Source organism: Paraburkholderia sp. BR10882 (genome assembly GCF_040948855.1).
In the GTDB taxonomy this organism is placed as follows: Bacteria; Pseudomonadota; Gammaproteobacteria; order Burkholderiales; family Burkholderiaceae; genus Paraburkholderia; species Paraburkholderia nodosa_A.
Map to the genome: position 1 here is coordinate 352,589 of NZ_JBFPKP010000008.1, position 22,312 is coordinate 374,900.

Annotated in this window: 21 protein-coding genes; 16 read left to right on the forward strand and 5 right to left on the reverse strand. The window is 67.0% G+C overall.

Annotated elements, in window-relative coordinates; translation table 11 throughout:
• Window positions 1-32 precede the first annotated feature (32 nt).
• The gene (locus AB3X99_RS22380; protein ID WP_368618164.1) at window positions 33-1,628 is read left to right on the forward strand and encodes an MDR family MFS transporter; all 1,596 of its coding nucleotides are present in this window, start codon (window positions 33-35) and stop codon (window positions 1,626-1,628) included.
• A gap of 74 nt (window positions 1,629-1,702) precedes the next feature.
• Window positions 1,703-2,179 (forward strand): MarR family winged helix-turn-helix transcriptional regulator, encoded by a 477-nt coding sequence (locus tag AB3X99_RS22385; RefSeq protein WP_368618165.1) that lies wholly within the window; start codon window positions 1,703-1,705, stop codon window positions 2,177-2,179.
• Between the two features lie 23 nt (window positions 2,180-2,202).
• On the opposite strand, the gene AB3X99_RS22390 is transcribed toward AB3X99_RS22385, so the two are convergent.
• Window positions 2,203-3,483, reverse strand: coding sequence for an amino acid deaminase (locus AB3X99_RS22390; RefSeq protein WP_368618166.1), 1,281 nt, complete (start codon window positions 3,481-3,483; stop codon window positions 2,203-2,205).
• A 127-nt stretch (window positions 3,484-3,610) separates the two neighbouring features.
• Between AB3X99_RS22390 and AB3X99_RS22395 the strand changes: the two genes are divergently transcribed.
• The 14 genes from AB3X99_RS22395 (at window position 3,611) to pyrF (ending at window position 18,614) form a co-directional block, all read left to right on the forward strand.
• The gene (locus tag AB3X99_RS22395; RefSeq protein WP_368605878.1) at window positions 3,611-4,543 is read left to right on the forward strand and encodes a MurR/RpiR family transcriptional regulator; all 933 of its coding nucleotides are present in this window, start codon (window positions 3,611-3,613) and stop codon (window positions 4,541-4,543) included.
• A gap of 34 nt (window positions 4,544-4,577) precedes the next feature.
• Window positions 4,578-6,059, forward strand: coding sequence for an amidohydrolase family protein (locus AB3X99_RS22400; RefSeq protein ID WP_368618167.1), 1,482 nt, complete (start codon window positions 4,578-4,580; stop codon window positions 6,057-6,059).
• Between the two features lie 84 nt (window positions 6,060-6,143).
• The gene (locus AB3X99_RS22405) at window positions 6,144-6,533 is read left to right on the forward strand and encodes a RidA family protein (protein WP_069269146.1); all 390 of its coding nucleotides are present in this window, start codon (window positions 6,144-6,146) and stop codon (window positions 6,531-6,533) included.
• A gap of 501 nt (window positions 6,534-7,034) precedes the next feature.
• Entirely contained in the window at window positions 7,035-7,982 is a 948-nt protein-coding gene (locus AB3X99_RS22410; RefSeq protein ID WP_368605879.1) for an IclR family transcriptional regulator, read from the forward strand.
• The gene (locus tag AB3X99_RS22415; RefSeq protein WP_069269144.1) at window positions 7,979-9,004 is read left to right on the forward strand and encodes a 2-dehydro-3-deoxygalactonokinase; all 1,026 of its coding nucleotides are present in this window, start codon (window positions 7,979-7,981) and stop codon (window positions 9,002-9,004) included. Before AB3X99_RS22410 ends, AB3X99_RS22415 begins: the two co-directional genes overlap by 4 nt.
• Before the next feature lie 89 nt (window positions 9,005-9,093).
• Window positions 9,094-9,771 carry a 2-dehydro-3-deoxy-6-phosphogalactonate aldolase gene (locus tag AB3X99_RS22420; RefSeq protein ID WP_342949487.1) on the forward strand — a complete coding sequence of 226 codons (678 nt, stop codon included), beginning with the start codon at window positions 9,094-9,096 and terminating at the stop codon, window positions 9,769-9,771.
• On the forward strand, window positions 9,768-10,547 hold the full coding sequence (locus AB3X99_RS22425) for an SDR family oxidoreductase (protein WP_368618168.1): 780 nt from the start codon (window positions 9,768-9,770) through the stop codon (window positions 10,545-10,547). Before AB3X99_RS22420 ends, AB3X99_RS22425 begins: the two co-directional genes overlap by 4 nt.
• 152 nt (window positions 10,548-10,699) lie before the next feature.
• Window positions 10,700-11,701, forward strand: coding sequence for an arabinose ABC transporter substrate-binding protein (locus AB3X99_RS22430; RefSeq protein ID WP_069269141.1), 1,002 nt, complete (start codon window positions 10,700-10,702; stop codon window positions 11,699-11,701).
• Between the two features lie 105 nt (window positions 11,702-11,806).
• The gene (araG, locus tag AB3X99_RS22435; protein ID WP_069269140.1) at window positions 11,807-13,318 is read left to right on the forward strand and encodes an L-arabinose ABC transporter ATP-binding protein AraG; all 1,512 of its coding nucleotides are present in this window, start codon (window positions 11,807-11,809) and stop codon (window positions 13,316-13,318) included.
• A gap of 23 nt (window positions 13,319-13,341) precedes the next feature.
• Window positions 13,342-14,370 (forward strand): L-arabinose ABC transporter permease AraH, encoded by a 1,029-nt coding sequence (gene araH / locus AB3X99_RS22440; RefSeq protein ID WP_342949485.1) that lies wholly within the window; start codon window positions 13,342-13,344, stop codon window positions 14,368-14,370.
• Between the two features lie 33 nt (window positions 14,371-14,403).
• Entirely contained in the window at window positions 14,404-15,216 is an 813-nt protein-coding gene (locus AB3X99_RS22445; protein WP_069269138.1) for an SDR family NAD(P)-dependent oxidoreductase, read from the forward strand.
• A complete protein-coding gene (locus AB3X99_RS22450; RefSeq protein ID WP_368618169.1) occupies window positions 15,213-16,133 on the forward strand; it encodes an SMP-30/gluconolactonase/LRE family protein in 921 nt (306 codons plus the stop codon). Before AB3X99_RS22445 ends, AB3X99_RS22450 begins: the two co-directional genes overlap by 4 nt.
• Window positions 16,134-16,548: 415 nt before the next feature.
• Window positions 16,549-17,625 carry an aldose 1-epimerase gene (locus AB3X99_RS22455; protein WP_256095085.1) on the forward strand — a complete coding sequence of 359 codons (1,077 nt, stop codon included), beginning with the start codon at window positions 16,549-16,551 and terminating at the stop codon, window positions 17,623-17,625.
• Between the two features lie 173 nt (window positions 17,626-17,798).
• Window positions 17,799-18,614: an orotidine-5'-phosphate decarboxylase gene (gene pyrF, locus AB3X99_RS22460; RefSeq protein ID WP_368618170.1), complete on the forward strand. Its 816-nt coding sequence runs from the start codon at window positions 17,799-17,801 to the stop codon at window positions 18,612-18,614.
• 98 nt (window positions 18,615-18,712) lie between these two features.
• Here pyrF and AB3X99_RS22465 read toward each other — a convergent pair whose 3' ends face one another.
• From AB3X99_RS22465 to AB3X99_RS22480, 4 genes are read right to left on the reverse strand one after another with little or no spacing between them, the layout of a single operon-like run.
• The gene (locus AB3X99_RS22465; RefSeq protein ID WP_069269134.1) at window positions 18,713-19,771 is read right to left on the reverse strand and encodes a response regulator; all 1,059 of its coding nucleotides are present in this window, start codon (window positions 19,769-19,771) and stop codon (window positions 18,713-18,715) included.
• On the reverse strand, window positions 19,704-21,146 hold the full coding sequence (locus AB3X99_RS22470) for a hypothetical protein (RefSeq protein ID WP_368618171.1): 1,443 nt from the start codon (window positions 21,144-21,146) through the stop codon (window positions 19,704-19,706). The genes AB3X99_RS22465 and AB3X99_RS22470 overlap by 68 nt, the downstream gene beginning before the upstream one ends.
• Window positions 21,147-21,175: 29 nt before the next feature.
• Window positions 21,176-21,724 carry a cupin domain-containing protein gene (locus tag AB3X99_RS22475; protein ID WP_368618172.1) on the reverse strand — a complete coding sequence of 183 codons (549 nt, stop codon included), beginning with the start codon at window positions 21,722-21,724 and terminating at the stop codon, window positions 21,176-21,178.
• A 55-nt stretch (window positions 21,725-21,779) separates the two neighbouring features.
• Window positions 21,780-22,280, reverse strand: coding sequence for a CinA family protein (locus tag AB3X99_RS22480; protein WP_069269131.1), 501 nt, complete (start codon window positions 22,278-22,280; stop codon window positions 21,780-21,782).
• Window positions 22,281-22,312 lie beyond the last annotated feature (32 nt).

Sequence of the window (22,312 nt, forward strand, 5' to 3'; positions counted from 1 at the left end):
CTTTGACGCGTCAACCGTTGCTGGATCAAAAAATGGCCGTTCATACCGCCGCCCACCATTCGAGCGGGCAGGTTCTGCCGTTCCGGGAGTCGCTGCTCGCGATGCTCGGCGTCTCGTTCGTGACGATGCTCGTCGCGCTCGACCAGACCGTCGTCGGCACCGCGCTGCCGACCATCGTCGCCGAATTGCGCGGCTTCGAGCTTTACGCGTGGGTCGCCACGTCCTATCTGCTCACCTCGGTCATCACTGTCCCCATTTTCGGGCGGCTCGGCGACTATTACGGGCGCAAGCCGTTCGTGATCGCGTCGATCGTCGTCTTCACCGCCGCATCCGTGCTGTGTGGCGCGGCCAACAGCATGCTGTTCCTCGTGATCGCGCGCGGGCTGCAAGGCATCGGCGGCGGCATGCTGGTCGGCACGGCGTTCGCCTGCATTCCCGATCTCTTCCCCGACTCGGTCGTGCGCCTGCGCTGGCAGGTCCTCATGAGTTCCGCATTCGGTATCGCCAACGCGGTCGGGCCGTCGCTCGGCGGCTTTCTCACGCAGTACTACGGCTGGCGTTCCGTGTTTTATGTGAATCTGCCCGTCGGCCTGCTTTCGCTGTTTTTCGTCTGGAAGTATCTGCCGCATCTGCGCCACGTCGCGCACGAGGCGCGCATGCGGCTCGACTGGCCAGGTGCGCTCCTCATCGCGGTCGCGCTCGGGAGTCTGCAGCTTTTCGTGGAGCGTCTGCCGGGGCACGGTCTCAGCGCTTCGGCCCTCGGCCTGCTCGCCCTCGCGCTGGCGGCCGGCTGGGCGCTCTGGCAATGGGAGCGGCGCTGCCCGCAAGCCATCCTGCCCGTCGACATGTTCCGCAACGCGAGCCTGAATGCGCTTTTCACGCTCGCCGTGCTGGGCGGTTTCACGATGTTTTCGCTGCTCTTCTACGCGCCGCTCCTCTTCCAGGGCGGCTTCGGCATGACGCCGAAGGAAGCGGGCGTCGTCATCACGCCGCTCGTGGTGTTCATCACGATCGGCAGTATCGCGAACGGGCGCATCGTCTCGCGCATCCGCAATCCGAACCTGATGCTCTACATCGGCTTCGCAATGCTCGCAGTGGCCTGCTTCGCCGTGGCGCTCGCCACCCGCAACACGCCGCGCGGCCTGCTCATGACGTTCATGATCGTGGCTGGCATCGGCTTGGGCTTCGTCATGCCGAACCTCACGGTGTTCGCGCAGCAGACCGCTGGGCGCGAGCATCTGGGCATCGCCACCGCGCTGTTGCAGTCGCTGCGGATGATCGGCGGCATGATCGGCACGGCGCTCACCGGCACGCTGGTCACGCAGCTCTACTCGAGCGGCGTGCAACGCGCGCTGGATGCCGACCACGCCACGCACTGGCTGCCGCAGCTCGCCGACCCGCAGATCCTCATCAACCGCGACGCGCAGGCTTCACTGATCGCCGATCTCGCCAACGCCGGGCATAATGGCGCGCCGCTGCTCGAAGCCGCGCGCGAGGCCCTCGTGGGCGCGATTCACCTGGGCATTGCCGTGGCGGCGGCGATCGCGGTGGTGTCGATCTGGCAAACCCGGCGCGTGCCGCCCGTCAAGCTGCAGCGCAAGTTGGAGCCCGTGATTCACGCGGATTGAGACGTTCCGCCCCTGGCGGGCACCGGCACGGACCCGGCAAACGCGCGGCGATGAAGCCGGCAGGAAAGCAAAGCATGGAAATTCAGGATCGCATCGCCGTCATGCAGCAGTTTGGTCGGACCTACCGGACGTTCATGTCGGCGTTCGAGGCGCAGGTCGGCCATCCGCTGCCGCGCTGGCGCATTCTGCTCGCGCTTTACGAGCAGGACGGCGAGTCGTCGCAAAAGCGGCTCGTCGAGCGGCTGCGTGTCGACCCGGGCGCGCTCACGCGCCAATTGAAAGCGCTGGAGGCGCTCGGCTGGATCGCGCGCCGCGCCGACGAGCGCGACAACCGCATCACCAACGTGACGCTGACCGACGCCGGCCGCGCCGTGACCGAAGAGGGGCTGCCGCGCCGCAACGCGTTCCTGGACGTGACGATGTCGCTGCCCGACGATGCGCTCGCGGCGCTGTCGAGCGCGTTGGGGATGATGGAGGCGCGCATCGGCGAGGCCGCTATGGCGGCGGCCTCGCTCGCGCAGGCTCCGCAGGCCGAGCCCGAAGCGGGCTGAGCCTGCACCGATGCGCGCCGCGCTCAGAAGAACGTTTCGATCACTTCCGTCACGCGATATTTCGCATCGACCATCAGCACCTGGCGCCACTTGTCGAACGTGAGGCAGGGGTGCGAGATATCGAACGCGATCATGTCGCCGACCTTGAGGTCCGCGCCCGCTGGAATCTTCAGGTAGGCGTGCTGATCCATCATCTGGAACACTTCCCAGCCTTCGCTTGCCGCCACTTCGCGCGGCGCGCCGCCGTTCGCGGGGCGATAGTGGCGCGACGGCTCCGGAAAGCCCGCGTCGAACGCGGCGTCGCGCTTTCCGAAGCCGATGATGGCGCGGCCGGGCTCCGGAATCGACTGCACATAGGCCCAGAGCTGTAGCGCGGGCAGCAGCGCCACGCCCATTTCGCGCGCCACGGGGTTGCGCGTGAGGATCTGCGACTGAGCCTGCTTGTAGACACCCACGTCGTGCGTCACGTAGCAGCCGGGGCGCAGCACCACGTCGATCGCGCCCGCCTGCGTGGCGGGCGCGAACTCTTCCGCGACGATGTCGTACCAGGCCGAGCCCGCGCCCGAAAGCAGCGCGGGCGTGCGCGCGAAGCGGCCCGCGGCGGCCAGTTCCTGGGTGACGTTCAGCGCGTCGCGCAGGAAGGTGCGCACTTCGCTTTCTTCCTTGAGGATGCCCTCGTAGATTTCCACCCCCGCCAGCTTGAGCGAGTCGGGATAGCGCGCGATCGCCGCGAGCACGGCGTTGCGCGTGTCGGTGTCGCGCACGCCCGTGCGGCCGCGCGGCACGCCCAGTTCGAGCAGCACCTGCAGCGTGCGGCCCGATGCGCGGAAGAACTCGCCCAGATGCTCCACGCTTTCGACCGAATCGACGAGGCAGAAGAACTCGAAAGTCGCGTCGCTGAGCAGCTCGGCAATGATCGCCATGTTGCGGCGGCCCACGAGCTGGTTCGCCATCAGCACGCGCGAGATGCCGCCGCGGTAGGCGGCGCGCGTCTGGTGCGCCGTGGCGAGCGTGATGCCCCACGCGCCGGTGTCGATCTGGCGGCGAAAGAGCTGCGGCGCCATCGTCGTCTTGCCGTGCGGCGCGAGCTTCACGCCATAGCGCGTGACGAAGTCCTGCATCCACTTGAGGTTGTGCTCGACGCGGTCGGCATACAGCACCGCAGCGGGCAGGCTCACGTCCTCTTCGAGTAAATTCCATTCGAGGCGCCCGGCGTCCCCGAGCGGCACGCTCGCGCCCGGTACGTTGCCAAGGCCCTTGCTGTTCGGGTCGATCGTTGCACTCTGATAGTTTGTAACTTTCATTTCCCTTCGCTCCATATGCTTCATGCGGCTCCGCTACACCGGCATCTTCAGGACCGGCGTTGACTCGGAGATAGTACACAAAGTAACATCGCTTCGTGAATTGTTATTTATTAACAGACTCCCTGCAATGAACACCGCCGCCGATCCGGCCCGCTTCGACATCGTCGCGCGTATCGCGCAATGCGTGCCCGAATTGCGTCCCGCCGAGCGCGACGTGGCTGCGCTCATTCTCGACGATCTTGCCAGCGCCGCGCGGGCGAGCATCGGCGAGCTGGCGCAGCGCGCGGGCGTGAGCATCGCCTCCGTCACGCGCTTTGCGAAGGCGGTGGGCTGCCACGACGTGCGCGAACTCAAGCTGCGGCTCGCCCAGGCGGCCGCCGTGGGCGACCGCTTCCTGCGCGGTGCGGCAACTGGCGCTTCCGAAGGCGCGGGCAAGCCGCGCGCCGCCGACGCGAACGGCGAAGCCGAACCGCTCGCCACGCGCGTCTACGACGAAATTCACACGGCGCTCGCGCGCAACCACGAGCTGCTGTGCCAGGCGCCGTTTGCGCAAGCCGCCGCGGCGCTGGCGCAGGCCCGCATGATCTACGTGTTCGGCATGGGCGGCGGCTCGAGTGCGCTCGCCGACGAAATGCGCTTTCGCCTCGTGCGCCTGGGCCGCCCGGTGGCTTCGTACCAGGACAGCCTGCTGCAGCGCATGGTGGCGAGCACGCTTTCGCCCGAAGACGTCGTCGTCGCGCTTTCCGTAACAGGGCGCGTGCCCGAACTCGTCGACGCGTGCCGCATCGCGCGCGACTACGGCGCGAAGCTCGTCGCGCTCACCGCGCCGGCTTCGCCGCTCGCTGCGCTCGCCGACTGGCTCGTGCCGATCGTCGCGAGCGAGACCGATTTCATCTACAAGCCGTCGTCGTCGCGTTACGCGATGATGATGGCACTCGACGTGCTCGTGACCGAACTGGCGCTCGCGCAACCCGAAGAAAGCCGCGAGTTGCTGCGCCGCATGAAGCACACGCTGGACGCGCATCGCGGCGGCGGCGAACGCCAGCCGCTCGGTGACTGAGCGTCCAACCAAGAGCCATCCTGAGGAGACGCGTATGCATTCGCACCCCGAAGCCGCCGACACGCTGATCGTCGGCGCGATGCTGTATGACGGCACCGGCGCGCCGCCCGTCGAGCGCGACGTGGCGCTGCGCGACGGACGCATCGTCGCGATCGGCAACCTGTCGAACTGGCTCGCGGAAGAGGTGATCGAGGCCAATGGGCGCGCGCTCGCGCCGGGTTTCATCGACGTCCATACGCACGACGACACGCACGTGATCCGCGCGCCGCAAATGCTGCCCAAGATCAGCCAGGGCGTGACGACGGTGGTGGTCGGCAACTGCGGGATCAGCGCCTCGCCGGTGACGTTAAAGGGCGATCCGCCAGACCCGATGAACCTGCTCGGCGAGCGCGACGCGTTCAGCTATCCGACGTTCTCCGCGTACGTCGACGCCGTCAACGCGGCGCGACCCGCCGTGAACGTCGGCGCGTTGATTGGCCATACGGCGCTGCGCAACAATCACATGAACGACCTGAAGCGCGCTGCCACCGGCGACGAGATCGCGGCCATGCGCGCGCAGCTCGAAGACGCGCTCGCGCACGGCGCGCTCGGCCTTTCCACGGGCCTCGCATACGGCTCGGCCTTCGAGGCTTCGACCGAAGAGGTCGCCTCGCTTGCCCAGCCGCTCGCCGCCGCCGGCGCGCTCTACACGACGCACATGCGCACGGAGTTCGACGCGATTCTCGAAGCGATGAACGAGGCGTACCACATCGGCCAGCATGCGCGCGTGCCGGTGGTGATCTCCCATCTGAAATGCGCGGGCCCGTCCAACTGGGGGCGCAGCACGGAGGTGCTCGCGTCGCTCGAAAGCGCGCGCAAGTATCAGCCGGTCGGGTGCGACTGCTATCCGTATAGCCGCAGCTCGTCGACGCTGGATCTCAAGCAGGTGACGGGCGACATCGACATCACCATCACGTGGTCCACGCCGCACCCGGAGCAGGCGGGCAAGCTCATCAAGGACATCGCGGCCGGGTGGGGCGTGTCCCAGCAGGAAGCGGGCAAGCGTTTGCAGCCGGCGGGCGCCGTGTACCACAACATGTCCGAAGACGACGTGCGCCGCATTCTTTCGCATCCGGCCACGATGGTCGGCTCGGATGGACTGCCCAACGATCCGCTGCCGCATCCGCGCCTGTGGGGCGCATTTCCGCGCGTGCTCGGCCACTACGCGCGCGACGCGGCCTTGCTGCCGCTCGAAGAAGCGGTGCGCAAGATGACGGGCCTTTCGGCACGGCGCTTCAGCCTTTCGCAGCGCGGCGAGGTGCATGTGGGCTGGCACGCCGACCTCGTGCTGTTCGACCCGACGCGCGTGCGCGATGCGGCGACGTTCGAGAAGCCGCAGCAGGTGGCCGAGGGCATCGACGCGGTATGGGTGAACGGCGTGCTTTCGTATCGCGACGGGCAACCCACGGGCGAGCGCGCGGGCCACTTCGTCGCGCGCGGCAAACGCGAGGCGCAGGCCGAGGCAATGGCCTTCTAAACCGGCTTTATCTATCGAATTTCGACCCCCGGCGTACGCGGCCCAAAAAGCTGCGCGCGCCGCACGATCTCAAAGGAGCAAACGATGAAACGAATTGGAGCGGAAGGCGGCAAGGGCCAGGGCGGACAGCATCTGCCGTTCGCGCGCGCCGTGGAAGCCGACGGCTGGCTGTACGTCTCGGGCCAGACGCCGATGGAAGGCGGCGAAGTGATCAGCGGCGGGATCGTCGAGCAGTCGCACAAGGCCATCCAGAATCTTTTCGCGATCCTGAAGGAAGCGGGCTATGGCGCGGAGCACGTGGTGCGCTGCGGCGTGTGGCTCGACGACGCGCGTGACTTCACCTCGTTCAACAAGGTGTTCCGCGAGTACTTCGGCGAGCATCCGCCCGCACGCGCCTGTGTGCAGTCGAGCATGGTGGTGGACTGCAAGGTCGAAGTCGACTGCGTGGCTTACAAGGCGCCGGCGGGGAAGTAAGGGCGCGGCTTTTGGCGAGCGATACGCGAAAGCCTCATTGAGTGCCGCACGAAACGGCTGCCGGAATCATCCGGCAGCCGTTTTTTTCTTGCGGGCCATGCCGACGGGCTTTTCCGTGCTGAGTTCTGTCCCTCATTAGGCATTCGGCAGATGGCACTCCCATGTGTCTATTTTCCCAATATATGAGCGACCCAATCACATATTGGAGAACTCGAAAAAACCTGCCTACAATCCGTCCATCCGATAAGCCGCGACTGTCACAGCGCGGCAGACATCGTCGGCAGACCCAGATAAATCCGGCGCACGCGTAACACGCGGAGCGAACCGGACCGCAAAGGAGACGTTCACCATGCTTCAGCCAGCGCTTTGCGCGGCCACGCGCCGCCCGCCGCTACCTGTCCGAGTCCCGGCCGCCCGCGCGGCGGGTCGTCTCCCGAAGCACGGTTCGCGCGCCGCCTGACGGCACGCGCCTTTCGATCGTCTCTTTTCATCGCCCTCGCCATGAACAAAGCGATGTCTTCCACACTCGCCGCGAATCTCCCCGACGAGGCCGCGCCCGCAAAAAACGCCGCGGCAACCTCCGCGCAAGCGCAGCCGAAAGCCCGCCCCGCCGCCGATGAAATCGGCGTCGCGAGCACGTTGCTCGACGGCTCGATGCAGCAGGCCGGCACCCAGACGCTCCTGCGCGGCCTCGCGATCCTCGAAGCGGCCGCCGCCGGCGTACGCGACCTGCGCTCGTTCGGCGCGGTGCTCGGCACGACGCGCAGCACCACGCACCGTCTCGTTTCGAGCCTCGTGCAGGCGCGCTATCTGCGCCAGGTGCAGGGCGGCTACCTGCTCGGGCCGAAGCTCATCGAACTCGGCACCATCGCACTCGAGCAGATGCCGCTCACGGCCGTTGCGCGCCCGCATCTGCAGGCGCTCGCCGACGAAACGCTCGACACCATCCACCTCGGCGTGCGCGACGGCGACGACGTGCTGTACATCGACAAGATTCCCGGCCAGCGGGGCCTCGAAATGCGCTCGCGCGTGGGGCACCGCATGCCGCTCGCGTCGACGGGCATCGGCAAGGCGATGATGCTCGACCTCGCGCCGCAATCGTGGCGCGACCTGTTCGACGCTTCGCGCCGCACGCTCGCCGGCGTGAGCTTCCGTCCCGATCACAGCCTCGAACCCGACACCTTCCTCAAGCGCATGGCGACTTATTCGGCGGGCGGGTACACGTTCGATCTGGAGGAGAACGAAATTTCGATCCGCTGCGTGGCGGCGCCCGTGCGCGACGCTTCCGGCGCGATCGTGGCGGCGCTTTCCGTGGCGAGCACGATTCCCTACATGCCGCTCGAGCGCATGGACGAACTGATTCCCGTCGTGCAGCGCGAGGCACGCGCGATTTCGCAGGAACTGGGCTGGCGCGCGCCGCAGCCCACCACGCGCAGGATTCGTCGATGAAAGCACGCGAGAAGCCTGTAAGCGGCGCGGCGATCGATGCCGGCGACGCCGCGATCGCTCGCGAAGCCGCGCTCATCGCGCTCGACTGGGGCACGACCTCGCTGCGCGCGTATCTGTTCGATGCGGCGGGCCAGGTGATCGCCACACGCGTTTCGACGGCGGGGATCATGAACCTGCCCGTGCCCGCCGAAGAAGGCGGCTTCGACGCCGCCTTCGACGAAGCGTGCGGCGTGTGGCTCGCGCAAGCCCCCTCGCTGCCCGTGCTGGCCGCGGGGATGGTCGGCAGCGCCCAGGGCTGGGTGCAGGCACCGTATGTCGAAACGCCCGCGAGCGCTCAGGCGCTGGTGGCCGGCATCGTGCGCGTGCGCGCCGCATGCGGCGCCGAAGTCGCCGTGGTCCCGGGCGTGCTGGAGCCGGGTGCGCTGCCCAACGTGATGCGCGGCGAGGAAACGCAAATCTTTGGCGCGCTCGGCGCAGCGGGTGACGATGCCGAGCCGCAAACGGCGCTAGTCGGACTGCCCGGCACGCACGCGAAATGGGTGGTGGTGGAGGGCGAGCGCATTGCGCGCTTCTATACCTTCATGACGGGTGAGGTCTACGCGGCGCTGTGCGCGCATACGATCCTCGGCCGCACGATGAAGCATCCCGTCGAGCCCGACACCGCGGCGTTTCTGCGCGGCGTGAGCGTGGCGCGCGAGCAGGGCTGCGTGGGACTGCTGGCCACCGCGTTCAGCACGCGCACGCTCGGCCTCACGGCCCAGCTCGCCGCCGACGAGCAGCCCGACTATCTATCGGGCCTCGTGATCGGCCATGAGCTGGCGGGCCTCGAAGCGGCGCTGGCGCGGCGCGACGTGACGCTCGCCGGCTGCGCGCCGCAGCTGATCGGCGCCGAGGCGCTGTGCGAGCGTTACCGCATGGCGCTTGCCGCATTCGGATGCAGCGGCGCGCATCTCGTGCGCCAGGCGACCGAACACGGACTTTGGCGCATCGCCGTGCAGGCCGGCCTCGTCACGCCGCGCTAAGTGCGCACCGATGGGCCGATGAATCGAACCCGCTGAACCGAACCAGACACGAAGCCAGGCAACAGGAAGCCAGGCAACAGGAAGCCGACATGGAACCCGAACTGAATCTGCCCGCCCCGTACACGCCGCACGCCGGCTTCGTCGCCGCGTTCGGCGCCTGCGGGATGGTCGCAATCGTGCGCGGCATCAAGCCCGCCGAGGCCGCCGAGCATGGCCGCGCGCTCTACGACGCGGGCTTCCGGTTGATCGAGGTGCCGCTCAATTCGCCGCAGCCGCTCGACAGCATCGCGGCGTTGCGCGAGGCGCTGCCCGACGACGCGATGATCGGCGCGGGCACCGTACTCACCACCGAGCGCGTGCGCGACGTGCGGGAAGCGGGCGGCGAACTGATCGTGATGCCACACGCCGACACCGACGTGATCCTCGCCGCCAAGCTCCAGGGCCTCGCGTGCGTGCCCGGCGTCGCCACGCCGACCGAAGCGTTCGCGGCGCTCAAGCACGGTGCCGACGCGCTCAAGATGTTCCCCGCCGAGCAGCTCGGCCCGGCCGTGACGAAGGCATGGCGCGCCGTGATTCCGCCGATCGTGCCGCTGCTGCCGGTGGGCGGTGTGAAGCCGGACAACATGGGCCCGCAGCTGGCCGCGGGCGCGAGCGGCTTCGGCCTTGGGTCCGCGCTCTACAAGCCGGGCCAGGACGCGGCGGCCACGCGTGCGAACGCACTGGCCTTCATCGAAGGCTGGAAGGCTGCGCGAGGAGCGCAAAAGTGAATCGCCTCGCGGGCAAGGTCGCGCTCATCACCGGCGCCGGACGCGGCATCGGCGCGGCGATCGCGCGCGCGTTCGCGGCCGAGGGCGCCGCCGTCGTGCTCGCGGAGCTCGATGGCGCGACGGCCGTTGCAACGGCGCGCGAGATTGCGAACGCATATGAAGGCGCGCGAACGCTCGCCGTGCAAACCGACGTGACGCAGCCCGCCTCGCTGCGCGCCGCCGTGGAAGAAGCGCAACGCGCGTTCGGCCCGGTCGACGTGCTCGTGAACAACGCCGGCATCAACGTGTTCGCCGACCCGCTCACGATGACCGACGACGACTGGCGCCGCTGCTTCGCCGTCGATCTGGACGGCGTGTGGAACGGCTGCCGCGCGGTGCTGCCGGGCATGGTCGAGCGGTGTGCGGGCAGCATCATCAACATCGCCTCGACGCACGCGTTCCAGATCATTCCGGGCTGCTTCCCGTACCCGGTGGCGAAGCACGGCGTCATCGGGCTCACGCGCGCACTCGGCATCGAGTACGCGCCGAAGAACGTGCGCGTGAACGCCATCGCGCCGGGTTACATCGAAACGCAGCTCACGCACGACTGGTGGAACGCGCAGCCCGACCCGGAAGCCGCGCGCAAGGCGACGCTCGAGTTGCCGCCGATGAAACGCATTGGCCGACCGGAGGAAGTCGCGATGACGGCGGTGTTCCTCGCCTCGGACGAAGCGCCGTTCATCAACGCGAGCTGTATCACGATCGATGGCGGCCGCACGGCGCTCCATCACGAATGAGCGCGTTGAAAAAGTAATTCGCAGCACGAAGTAAAACGAGCTTGGAACGAATGTGCAGGAATCCGCCGAGGCGCTGGCCGCGCGCATCGACGGGTAAAAGAAGAGGCGGCCGATACCCTTCCCGTGACTGAAGAAGACAGGAGACTAGCAACATGCAACGACGCATCTTTCTGACGCTGGTGGCTGCAGCCGCCACTGCCATGTTCGCGCAAGCGCCCGTCGCGCAGGCCGCCGACCAGGTGAAGATCGGCTTCCTCGTGAAGCAGCCCGAAGAGCCGTGGTTCCAGGACGAATGGAAGTTCGCGGAAGCGGCCGCGAAGGAGAAGGGCTTCACGCTGGTGAAGATCGGCGCGCCCTCGGGTGAGAAGGTGATGAGCGCGATCGACAACCTGGCCGCACAAAAGGCGCAGGGCTTCATCATCTGCACGCCTGACGTGAAGCTCGGACCGGGCATCGTCGCCAAGGCGAAGGCCGACAAGCTCAAGATGATGACGGTAGACGACCGTCTCGTCGACGGCGCGGGCAAGCCGATCGAGTCGGTGCCGCACATGGGCATCTCGGCGTACAACATCGGCAAGCAGGTGGGCGACGGCATCGCCGCCGAGATCAAGAAGCGCGGCTGGGACATGAAGGACGTCGGCGCCATCGACGTGACCTACGAGCAGTTGCCGACGGCGCATGACCGCACGTCGGGCGCGACCGACGCGCTCGTGGCCGCGGGCTTCCCGAAGGCGAACATCGTCCAGGCGCCGCAAGCGAAGACCGACACGGAAAACGCCTTCAACGCCGCCAACATCGCGCTCACGAAGAACCCGCAGTACAAGCACTGGGTGGCATACGGCCTGAACGACGAAGCCGTGCTCGGCGCCGTGCGCGCAGCGGAAGGCCGCGGCTTCAAGGCCGACAACATGATCGGCATCGGCATCGGCGGTTCGGACTCGGCGCTCAACGAGTTCAAGAAGCCGCAGCCGACGGGCTTCTATGGCACCGTCATCATCAGCCCGAAGCGCCACGGCGAGGAAACCTCGGACCTGATGTACTCGTGGATCACGCAAGGCAAGGAACCGCCGCTGCTCACGCTGACGACCGGCATGCTGGCCACGCGCGACAACGTGGAGAGCGTGCGTCAGCAGATGGGTCTCGCGTCGAAGTAAGCGCTGGATAGTAGTGGTTTAGGGTGTTTCCCGCTGCGGGGCGGCCAGCAGCCCCGAAAGGCATGAAGGCCGCGCCCGCAGCGTATCGAATGAGAGGAAACCGAAGTGTCAGCGACACTGCGTTTTGACAATATCGGCAAGGTGTTCCCAGGCGTGCGCGCGCTCGACGGCGTGTCGTTCGAAGTGAATGCAGGGGAAGTCCATGGCCTGATGGGCGAGAACGGGGCGGGCAAGTCCACGCTTCTCAAGATTCTCGGCGGCGAGTATCAGCCCGATTCCGGCCGCATCCTGATGGACGGCAACGAGGTGCACTTCGCCGATGCGGCGGCCTCGATCGGCGCGGGCATCGCGGTGATTCACCAGGAACTGCAGTACGTGCCGGACCTGACCGTCGCGGAAAACCTGCTGCTCGGCGCGTTGCCCAATGCGCTCGGCTGGGTGAAGCGCGGCGAGGCGCGCAAGTTCGTGCGCGAACGTCTTGCCGCGATGGGCGTCGATCTCGATCCGGCCGCGAAACTGCGCAAGCTCTCGATCGCGCAGCGCCAGATGGTGGAAATCTGCAAGGCGCTCCTGCGCAACGCGCGCGTGATCGCGCTCGACGAGCCGACCAGCTCGCTCTCGCACCGCGAGACCGAAGTGCTGTTCAAGCTCGTGCGCGAGCTACGGGCCGACAATCGCGCGCTCATCTACATCTCGCACCGCATGGACGAGATCTACGAGCTGTGCAATGCCTGCACGATCTTCCGTGACGGCCGCAAGGTCGCCTCGCACGAGAAGCTCGAAGCGGTGAAGCGCGAAACGCTCGTGGCCGAAATGGTGGGCCGCGAGATCAGCGACATCTACAACTATTCGCCGCGCGAGCATGGCAACGTGCGTTTCGCCGTACGCGGCGTGCAAGGGCATCCGCTCAACGAAGCGGCGAGCTTCGAGGTGAAGTCGGGCGAGATCGTCGGCTTTTTCGGGCTCGTGGGCGCGGGGCGCAGCGAGCTGATGCAGCTCATCTACGGCACGCACAAGCGGCGCGCGGGCGAGATCGAGCTGGACGGCAAGACCATTCGCGTGAAAAGCGCGAGCGACGCGATTCGCCACGGCATCGTGCTGTGCCCGGAAGACCGCAAGGAGCAGGGCATCGTTGCGATGGCGACGGTGTCGGAGAACATCAACATCAGCTGCCGTCGCCATTTTTTGCGCGCGGGCATGTTCCTCGACCGCAAGAAGGAAGCGGAAACGGCGGACCGCTTCATCAAGCTGCTGAAGATCAAGACGCCGAGTCGCCGCCAGAAAATCCGCTTCCTCTCGGGCGGCAACCAGCAGAAAGCGATTCTTTCGCGCTGGCTCGCCGAGCCCGACCTGAAGGTCGTGATTCTCGACGAACCGACGCGCGGCATCGACGTCGGCGCGAAGCATGAAATCTACAACGTGATCTACCAGCTCGCCGCGCGCGGCTGTGCGATCGTGATGGTGTCGTCGGAGTTGCCGGAAGTGCTCGGCGTGTCGGATCGCATCGTGGTGATGCGCGAAGGCCGCATTTCGGGCGAGTTGCCGCGCAGCGCGGCGAGCGAACACGCGGTGCTTGACCTCGCGCTGCCCAAGCGCACGCAGGCCAAGGCTGCATGAGTGGATGGGGAGGAGTGACTGAAATGCAAGCAAGAGAAAACCTGGCGGCCGAGTCTGCCAACAGCGCCGCCAAGAGCGTCGCCGACGCGCTGATTCCGAGTCCCACCGACAAGCAGAAGTGGTGGCAGCAGATCACCGAGTACAGCCTGATCGTGATCTTCGCGGTCATGTTCATCGTGATGTCGCTGACCGTCGATCACTTCTTCTCGATCGAGAACATGCTCGGCCTCGCACTGTCGGTCTCGCAGATCGGCATGGTGGCCTGCACGATGATGTTCTGTCTCGCTTCGCGCGACTTCGACCTTTCCGTGGGCTCGATCGTCGCGTTCGCGGGCGTGCTCTGTGCGATGGTGCTCAACGCGACGAACAACACGTTCATCGCCATCGTAGCGGCCGTTGCGGCGGGTGCCGCGATCGGCTTCGTGAATGGCGCGGTGATCGCGTATCTGCGCATCAACGCGCTGATCACCACGCTCGCCACGATGGAAATCGTGCGCGGCCTCGGCTTCATCGCCTCGCACGGCCAGGCCGTGGGCGTGTCGTCGGACACGTTCATCGCCATGGGCACGGCCTCGCTCTTCGGCGTGCAACTGCCGATCTGGGTCACGCTCGTCTGCTTCATCGTGTTCGGCGTGATGCTCAATCAGACGGTGTACGGGCGCAATACGCTCGCCATCGGCGGCAATCCGGAAGCGTCGCGTCTGGCCGGTATCAAGGTCGAGCGCACGCGCGTGTGGATCTTCCTGATCCAGGGCGCGGTCACGGCGCTCGCGGGCGTGATTCTGGCTTCGCGTATCACGTCGGGTCAGCCGAATGCGGCCGAAGGCTTCGAGCTGAACGTGATTTCGGCGTGCGTGCTGGGCGGGGTGTCGCTGCTGGGCGGCCGCGCGACCATCTCGGGCGTGGTGATCGGCGTGCTGATCATGGGTACGGTCGAGAACGTCATGAACCTGCTCAACATCGACGCGTTCTACCAGTACCTCGTGCGCGGCGCGATCCTGCTCGCGGCGGTGCTGCTCGACCAGCTCAAGAATCGCGGCGCTCGCGATTGAGTTCGCTGACAGTTTCATAAGGAAACCAAAACGATGTCGTCCAACGCAAATTCGCCCGCTAACGCGCTCGCGCGCCACGCGCACGAAAACTACGCGCGCTATCCGAGCCTGACCGACCGCGTGGTGCTGATCACGGGCGGCGCGACCGGCATCGGCGCGTCGTTCGTCGAGCACTTCGCCGCGCAGGGCGCACGCGTGGCGTTCTTCGACATCGACGCGAGCGCGGGCCAGGCGCTCGCCGACGAACTCGGCGATTCGCGCCACAAGCCGCTCTTCGCCAACGTCGATCTCACCGATATCTCGGCGTTGCGCGCCGCCATCGCCGATGTGAAGGCGGCGTTCGGGCCGATTCAGGTGCTCGTGAACAACGCGGCCAACGACAAACGCCACACGCTGGCCGAAGTCACGCCGGAGTCGTTCGACGCCGGCGTGGCCGTGAACCTGCGCCATCAGCTATTCGCCGCGCAGGCGGTGGCCCAGGACATGAAGGCCGCACGCGCGGGCTCGATCATCAATCTGGGCTCGATCAGCTGGATGCTCAAGCAGTCGGAAATGCCGGTCTATACGATGAGCAAGTCGGCGGTGCAGGGTCTCACGCGCGGGCTTGCGAGAGACCTCGGCCCGTACGGTATCCGCGTGAATTCGCTCGTGCCGGGGTGGGTGATGACCGAGAAGCAGCGGCGCCTGTGGCTCACCGACGAAGGCCGCGAGTCCATCAAGCGCGGCCAGTGCATCGACGCGGAGCTGCTGCCCGCAGACCTCGCGCGCATGGCGCTCTTCCTCGGCGCCGACGACAGCCGCATGATCACGTCGCAGGACATCGTCGTTGACGGAGGCTGGGCATGAGCGCAAAGGAATGCGCTTCGAACGAAGCGGTGGCCGAACTGCTCGTCCACGCGAAATGCGAGCTGGGCGAAGGCGCGACGTGGTGCGCGCGCAGCGGCCGGCTCTACTGGGTCGATATTTCGGGCAAAAGCCTGCAACGCTACGACGCGAATGCGTCCGGCGCCAAACACGTCACGTGGGAGATGCCCGAGCGCCTCGCGTGCTTCGCGCTGTGCGAAGACGAGCGCACGCTGCTCCTCGGCCTCGCTTCGCAGCTGGCGTTCTTCGACCTGGAGACGGGCGCGATTGAAACCATCGTCGAAGTCGAACCCGGCGTGCCGACGCGCCTGAACGACGGACGCTGCGACCGCCAGGGCCGCTTCGTGTTCGGCACGAAATACGAAGGAACGCCGCGGCAGGCGATCGGCGGTTTCTATCGCCTGAACCACGATCTCACGCTCGAACGTCTGCCGCTGCCCGCGCCCGCGATCTCGAACAGCATCGCGTTCAGCCCGGACGGTTCGACCATGTATTACTGCGACACGCTCACGCGCGAGATTCGCGCGTGCGACTACGGCGCAGACGGAACGATTGCAAACGAGCGTACCTTTGTCACGCTCACCGACGACACCGGCGTGCCGGACGGCTCGACCGTCGACGCGCAGGGCGGCCTCTGGAACGCGCAGTGGGGCGGCGAGCGCGTGGTGCGTTATGGCGCCGATGGCGTCGAAACCGAACGCGTAAAGATTCCCACAGCGCAGCCAAGCTGCGTTACGCTCGGCGGTGCGCTTCTGGACACGCTTTATGTCACGAGCGCGCGCGAGGAAATGGAGGCGGAGGCCCTCGCGCGCGAGCCGCATGCGGGCGGCGTGTTTTCGGTTCGAATTGGCCGCCAGGGCCTTGAAGAACCGCGGTTTCAGGGGCGCAGGCGCGCTTGAGTCCGGGGTATCGGGCGCTTGCACAAAGGCGCGCGTGGATTTTCATCAGACGATACATGCGCACACAGTGCGAAGCGCCGCTGCGGGCAGGCGGCATGAAGAGACGGCCAGTCGTTGTAGTTCGGCAACAGATGCAGTCGATCGATAGTGTGCAGTTGGCTTTGCCAGTACCACTAGAAGGGCGAACACAAGAAGCGGCCACAGGCCCGCGCATAGGCGCGGTGTCGACAGGCCACCGGTGAGCCGCCTTTTGCGGCGGCAATCAAACATGCCTCTCGAGGAGCATCTTATGAGCGTCGCGAATTCCGCTGTGCGTCGACCTACCCGTTCCACCGTTTCCGCAGGCGCCGCTGCTGCAAGCGCGCCGCCCACCGCTACCTCCGCTCCGTCTGTGTCACCGGTTGTGTCACCGGTCGTGTCACCCGCGGCCGCCGCGCGCCGCGCGCGGCTCGAAGCCGCCACGCATCCGGTTTTGCCGGGGCCGAGCACTTCGGCGGTTGCGATCGGCGCGGCGGGCTCGAGCGACGTGGCGTGCGTGACGCTCGCGAATGCGTATCTGAGGCTCGACGTCGCGCCCCAACTGGGCGGCGGAATCACGCGATTCGACTGGCGCAGCGAAGGCGCGTTCGAGCCCGTGTTTCGTCGTTGCGAGCGCGTGAGCGCGCGCATGGACCCGAACGAACTCGCGTGCTACCCGCTGCTGCCGTACTCGAACCGCATCGGCGCAGGGCGTTTTCACTTTGGCGGCCGCGATATCGAAGTGCCGCGCAATCGCGCTAGCGAACCGCTGCCGATCCATGGTGACGGCTGGCTCGCGCCCTGGAGCATCGAAAGCGCCGATCGCGAGAATGTGCGCCTCGTGCTCGATCGCAGCGACGGCGAGCCGTATTCGTACCGCGCGGCGCTCACCTATGCGCTCGACGGCGCGACGCTCGCGATGACGCTGGAAGTGGAGAACACGGGCCGCGAGGCGCTGCCGTTCGGTCTCGGCGTGCATCCGTTTCTTGCGCGCGACACGAGCACCGAGCTGTCGGCCCCGGCGAGCGGCCTGTGGCTCTCGGGCCAGGACTGGCTGCCGGTGCGTCACGTGCCCGCGCCGCCCGCCTGGCAGTTCGGCGTGGCCTATCCGCTGCCTGCGCAACTCGTCAATCATGCGTTCAGCGGCTGGAGCGGACGCGCGGCGGTGGTGTGGGAGCGCCGCAGGCTCTCGCTCTCGATTTGCGCGAATACCGACTACTACGTGCTCTACACGCCTCCCGGCGCAGACTTCTTCTGCTTCGAACCCGTCGATCATCCGATCAACGCCGTGAACCTGACTGGCGGCGGCGATGCGCACGGCATGACCGTGCTCGCGCACGGCGAGCGGCTCGTGCGGCGCTTTTCCTTCACCGTGGAGCGCATGGACATGCGCGCGTCAGCGAGCCCGCATCGCGTCGGCGCGCGCGGCCGCACGGGTGCGAGAGGGGGCAAGGGCGTGCGCGCACGGACCTAAGACGGTCATGAGTTGGGCGTCGCGCGCGTCGAAAACGCGCGCGACGCGCTTGCGGCGATGCATCGTGCGCGAGCTGGGCGCAGGCCGATTCGGGCGCCGTGGCGCGGCCTCATCTTCCGGGGCGGGTAAAATACGCGCCGTTTTCTCCTATTGGCTCGCCGCGAGCAACCACCATGACTTCCTTCATCCAGACCCTCGGCGCCGCGTGGCAGCGCACCGGCTCGCTGTTGTGCGTGGGCCTCGACCCAGAGCCCACGAAGTTTCCCGCCGCGCTGGCCGGCCGCAGCGACGCGATCTTCGAGTTTTGCCGCGAGATCGTCGACGCCACCGCGGCGTACGCGTGCTCGTTCAAGCCGCAGATCGCCTACTTCGCCGCGCACCGCGCCGAAGACCAGCTCGAAGCGCTGATCGCGCACGCCCACGAGAAGCACCCGGGCCTGCCCGTGATCCTCGACGCCAAGCGCGGCGATATCGGCAGTACCGCCGAGCAGTACGCGCGAGAGGCCTTCGAGCGCTTCAAGGCCGATGCAGTCACGGTCAACCCGTATATGGGCTTCGATTCGATCGAGCCGTGGCTCGCGCACAAGGGCAAGGGCGTGATCGTGCTGTGCCGTACGTCGAACCCCGGCGGCTCGGACCTGCAGTTCCTCGAGACCGGCGGCAAGCCGCTGTATCAGGTGGTGGCGGACCTTGCCGCGAACAAATGGAACGCGAGCGGCGAACTCGGCCTCGTTGTGGGCGCGACGTTCCCGAAGGAAATCGAAACCGTGCGCAGCATCGTGGGCGACATGCCGCTGCTGATTCCCGGCATCGGCGCGCAGGGCGGCGACGTCGAGGCGACCGTGAAGGCGGGCCGCACGGCGAACGGCACGGGCATGCTCATCAACTCGTCGCGCGCGATCATCTACGCGAGCAAGGGCGAGGACTACGCGCAGGCGGCTGCAACGGCCGCGAAAGAAACGCGCGACCGGATCAACGCGTATCGTTGAGACGGGTTTCCGCGGTGACAGGTAGACGCTCCTGAGCGCTCGCGCCTTTACCGTCACCGCCTTTGCGAGCGGGCGTCACGTTGACGACGCCCGCGCGGCTAACCCGAATGCGAGCGCCGCGCGAGCGCCCGCAGTGCTTCGAGTTCCGCCGCCACGGCGGCCGCCAGTCCGCCGACCTCCTCAGTCCATCCGCCCGCATCGCGCATCGTCGCGCGTAACTCCATGCAGGCTTCATTGATCCTCGAAGGACCCAGCACCGCCAGCCCGCCGGACACGCGATGCGCCCAGTCGTTCAACCGCGCGAAGTCGCGCTGCGAGGCGATCTGCGCGTAATCGACGATATCGTGATCCACCTGCGCGATGAAAATATCGGCGAGCGCGGCAGGCAGCGGCGGGAAACGGGGCGGCCGGGCTTGTGGATCTGATTCGGAATCCTCTGCGAGTGTCGCGCTCGCCGCGACGCTGATCTGCGCCGACACGACGGCCAGCACGCGGACGAGTTCCGCAAGCGCGACCGGCTTGGTGAGATAGTCGCTAAAGCCCAACGCGCGCCCCTGCGCGATCTGCTCAGGCAGCGCATCCGAACTCACCGCGTAGACCGGTAGATGAGGGCGCTTTGCGCGTACGGCGTCCAGCAGCGCGTAGCCGTTCATGCCCGGCATGTTCAGATCCGTGAGGATGAGGTCCACTGGCCGCTCGTCGAGTCGCGCCAGCGCCTCCTCGCCGTCCTTCGCCTCGATGACGGTGGCGCCGAGTATGCGCAACTGGTCGCGCAGCAGTGCGCGATTGAGCCGGTTGTCCTCGGCGATCAGCGCAGTCAGCGATGCGAAATTCTCATCTGTCGCGGGCTGGTCCGCTGCGGGTTGCTGTGCTTGCGCTGCCGCCGCACGGCTGCGAATCCGCTTCTGCGTCGCGGCGCGTATGCCCGCGAGACTGTACAGGCTCACCACGAGTGCGCCGCCGTCGAGTTCGAGCGGGACGAGTGGTCCGTCCTGTCGCAGCCATATGATTTTCGCTTGATCAGGCCATAGCGAAGCGATGTCTTCGCTGGCGAATTCGTCGGTCACGAGCAGGTAGTCGAGCGTGCCGTCACGCGGTGGCGCTTCGAGGCTCAGGAAGGTCGGCGTGCTGCTCGTGGTGCATCGTGGCCGGCGCATAGGTGATGGCGAGATGGAGCGCTTCCTTGCCGGGCCGCTCCAGCGAATACGGCAACTCATACACCGTGGTCTCGTCATCGTGTTTCGCGGGTCCGGGCCATGGCCCGTGCTGCTCGAACGCGACACACAGTGCGTTCGGCAAGCGCGTGGCGTGCGCGTCTATCCCGAGAACATCGCGCACCATCTGGTTCGCCACGACGATCTCGAAGTTGCTGCGCCGGACGATGCACAGACCCACCGGCGTGGCGTGCACGAGCAGGTGATTGAGCAACTCGCCTTCGAGCGCGCGCGTGGCTTCGTCGTAGGTACGCGTCAGCACCCGGCGATTCCAGTAGCGCGACAGCAGGGTGAGCAAGGCGATGAGGGCGGCCGTCAGGATCAGGACGATGACGACGGGCGTGTGCGTGATCGCGAAGAGTTCGCCCCACGACAGCGCCACCATGAAGTGTCCGAAGCCATGCACGAGCGGCGCTTCGCGCAGCGCGACGCCGAAGCGGGGGAGTACGTGGAAGTTGCCGGGGGCAAGGTTCGCAAGGCGTCGGTCGAGAGACTGCGCGTCAGCAGGCGGCAGCGGGCCGGCAAGCATGATGCCGTCAGCGCCGAACAGCGTGGGGGTGATCGACGGGACGCTGGTGCTGGCGGCGATGAGGAGCGAGTCGAGATCGACGCTCGTGATCGTGAACGCGTAGAGCGTACCGTTCCTGAGCACCGGCAACGCGCCAAGCACGAGATCGGGCGCGAAGCCCAGCGCTTCGGGTGGGCGGAACCAGACGACCTTGATCCCTCTGGCTGCCGCGACCGGATCCAGGCCGCGGGTCGTGATCTGCAGGAGCGCGGCATCGGCCAGCGTGCGCGCGGCTTCGGTCGGCCGCAAATGCGCCCCCTCGAGGGCGACACCACGGCTATAGGCCGCGCTGCCGTCGGCGCGTAGCAACATGATGGGAACATCGGACGAGACGCGCTCGAGTATCCCCGCCATGTGCTCGCACACCGCCCTCAGATCGGGCGACCCGGCCATGCCTTCGAAGATCGTCGCGCAGCGTGAGGTTGGCTCGGCGCTCAACGGTGCCGTCGATGTCGAGGCGGTCTCGAGCACGAGGACGGCGCCTGCACTGCCGAGCAGGGCGTACAGCCGGTCGAGCCGCGCGTTGGCCTTCGCACTGAGGGTGTTCGCTTCCAGCGCCTGTGCGCGCAGCGCGCTGAATCCGGTGCCGCCGAGCGCGGCGGCGGCCATGCACAGCGCTGCAAGGATCAGCAGGCCGGTGAGCAGTGCGAAGACGCGCCGTTCACGCCTGAGGTTGCGCTGGAGCGCCTCGAGCGCGGCGTACGGCGAAGTGGGCGGGGCGCCATGGCGGCGGCCGAAGCTGGGCATCATGCGAATCCGCGTCCCCGGACGCCGCGCCCCTAATCTTTCTTCGCGGCCGCAGCCGCAACGGATGCCGGTTTGCGGAACAATTCGACGATCGATCGATGCAGCGGGTATTTATCGGCGAGCGCGTTCACATCGGCGATCTCGAACTCGCTGAACTCGAACCCCGGCGCCACCGTGCAGCCCACGAGCGCATAGGTCGAAGGATCGCAGCAGCGCGCCGCGAACCAGTGTCCGGCCGGCACCACCGCCTGGAATACGGTGCCCGGATGGTCGAGCGCATGGCCGAGCTTGCGCGTGGAGAGCACGCCGCGTTCGTCGATCGAATGAATCTCGAGGGGGGAGCCCGCGTAGAAGTGCCAGAGCTCGTCGGAGCGGATGCGGTGCCATGCCGAATAGGCGCCTTCCGCCAGCAGGAAGTAGATGGCCGTCGAGGCTGCGCGCGTGCCCTCTGCGGCGGCTGCGCCCTCGCGCCGCACGAGCTTGTCGGCTCGATAGGTTTCGCTGTAGTAGCCGCCTTCGGGATGCGGTTCGAGCCCGAAGCGGCGGATCAATGCTTCGACTGCGGTATTCGCGGCTGCCATGGCATGGGCCTCCTTGGTGGGCCCGGCCGGCGCTCCGGCGAGGCGCGGGCCGGTTTTAGCGTTCCTGTTCGTCGATGAACGCGAGCAGCCCGCGCAACGCGTGCGCGGCGGCCTGCACGCGGATCTGTTCGCGGTCGCCCTTGAAGACCAGCGTCTCCACGCTCGTATGGAGCCGGTTGCTCCAGCCGAACGACACCATGCCGACCGGTTTTTCCGGCGTGCCGCCGCCCGGTCCAGCGACGCCGGTGATGGAGAGCGAAACTTGTGCCCGGCTGTTGCTGAGCGCGCCTTCAGCCATCGCGCGCGCGACCGGCTCGCTCACCGCGCCGTGCTTTTCGATGAGTTCGGGCGGCACGCCGATCATCTCGGTTTTCGCCTGGTTCGAGTAGGTGACGAAACCGCGCTCGAACCAGACGCTGCTGCCGGATATGTCGGTGATGGCGGTGGCGACCATGCCGCCCGTGCAGGATTCGGCGCTCGCGAGCATGAGCCGCCCGTCGCGCAGCTTGTTGCCGACGCGGATGGCGAGTTGGTGGACGACGGAATCGGTAGCCATTGCAGCAATCCGTTGGGTTGGCGGCGAGGTGG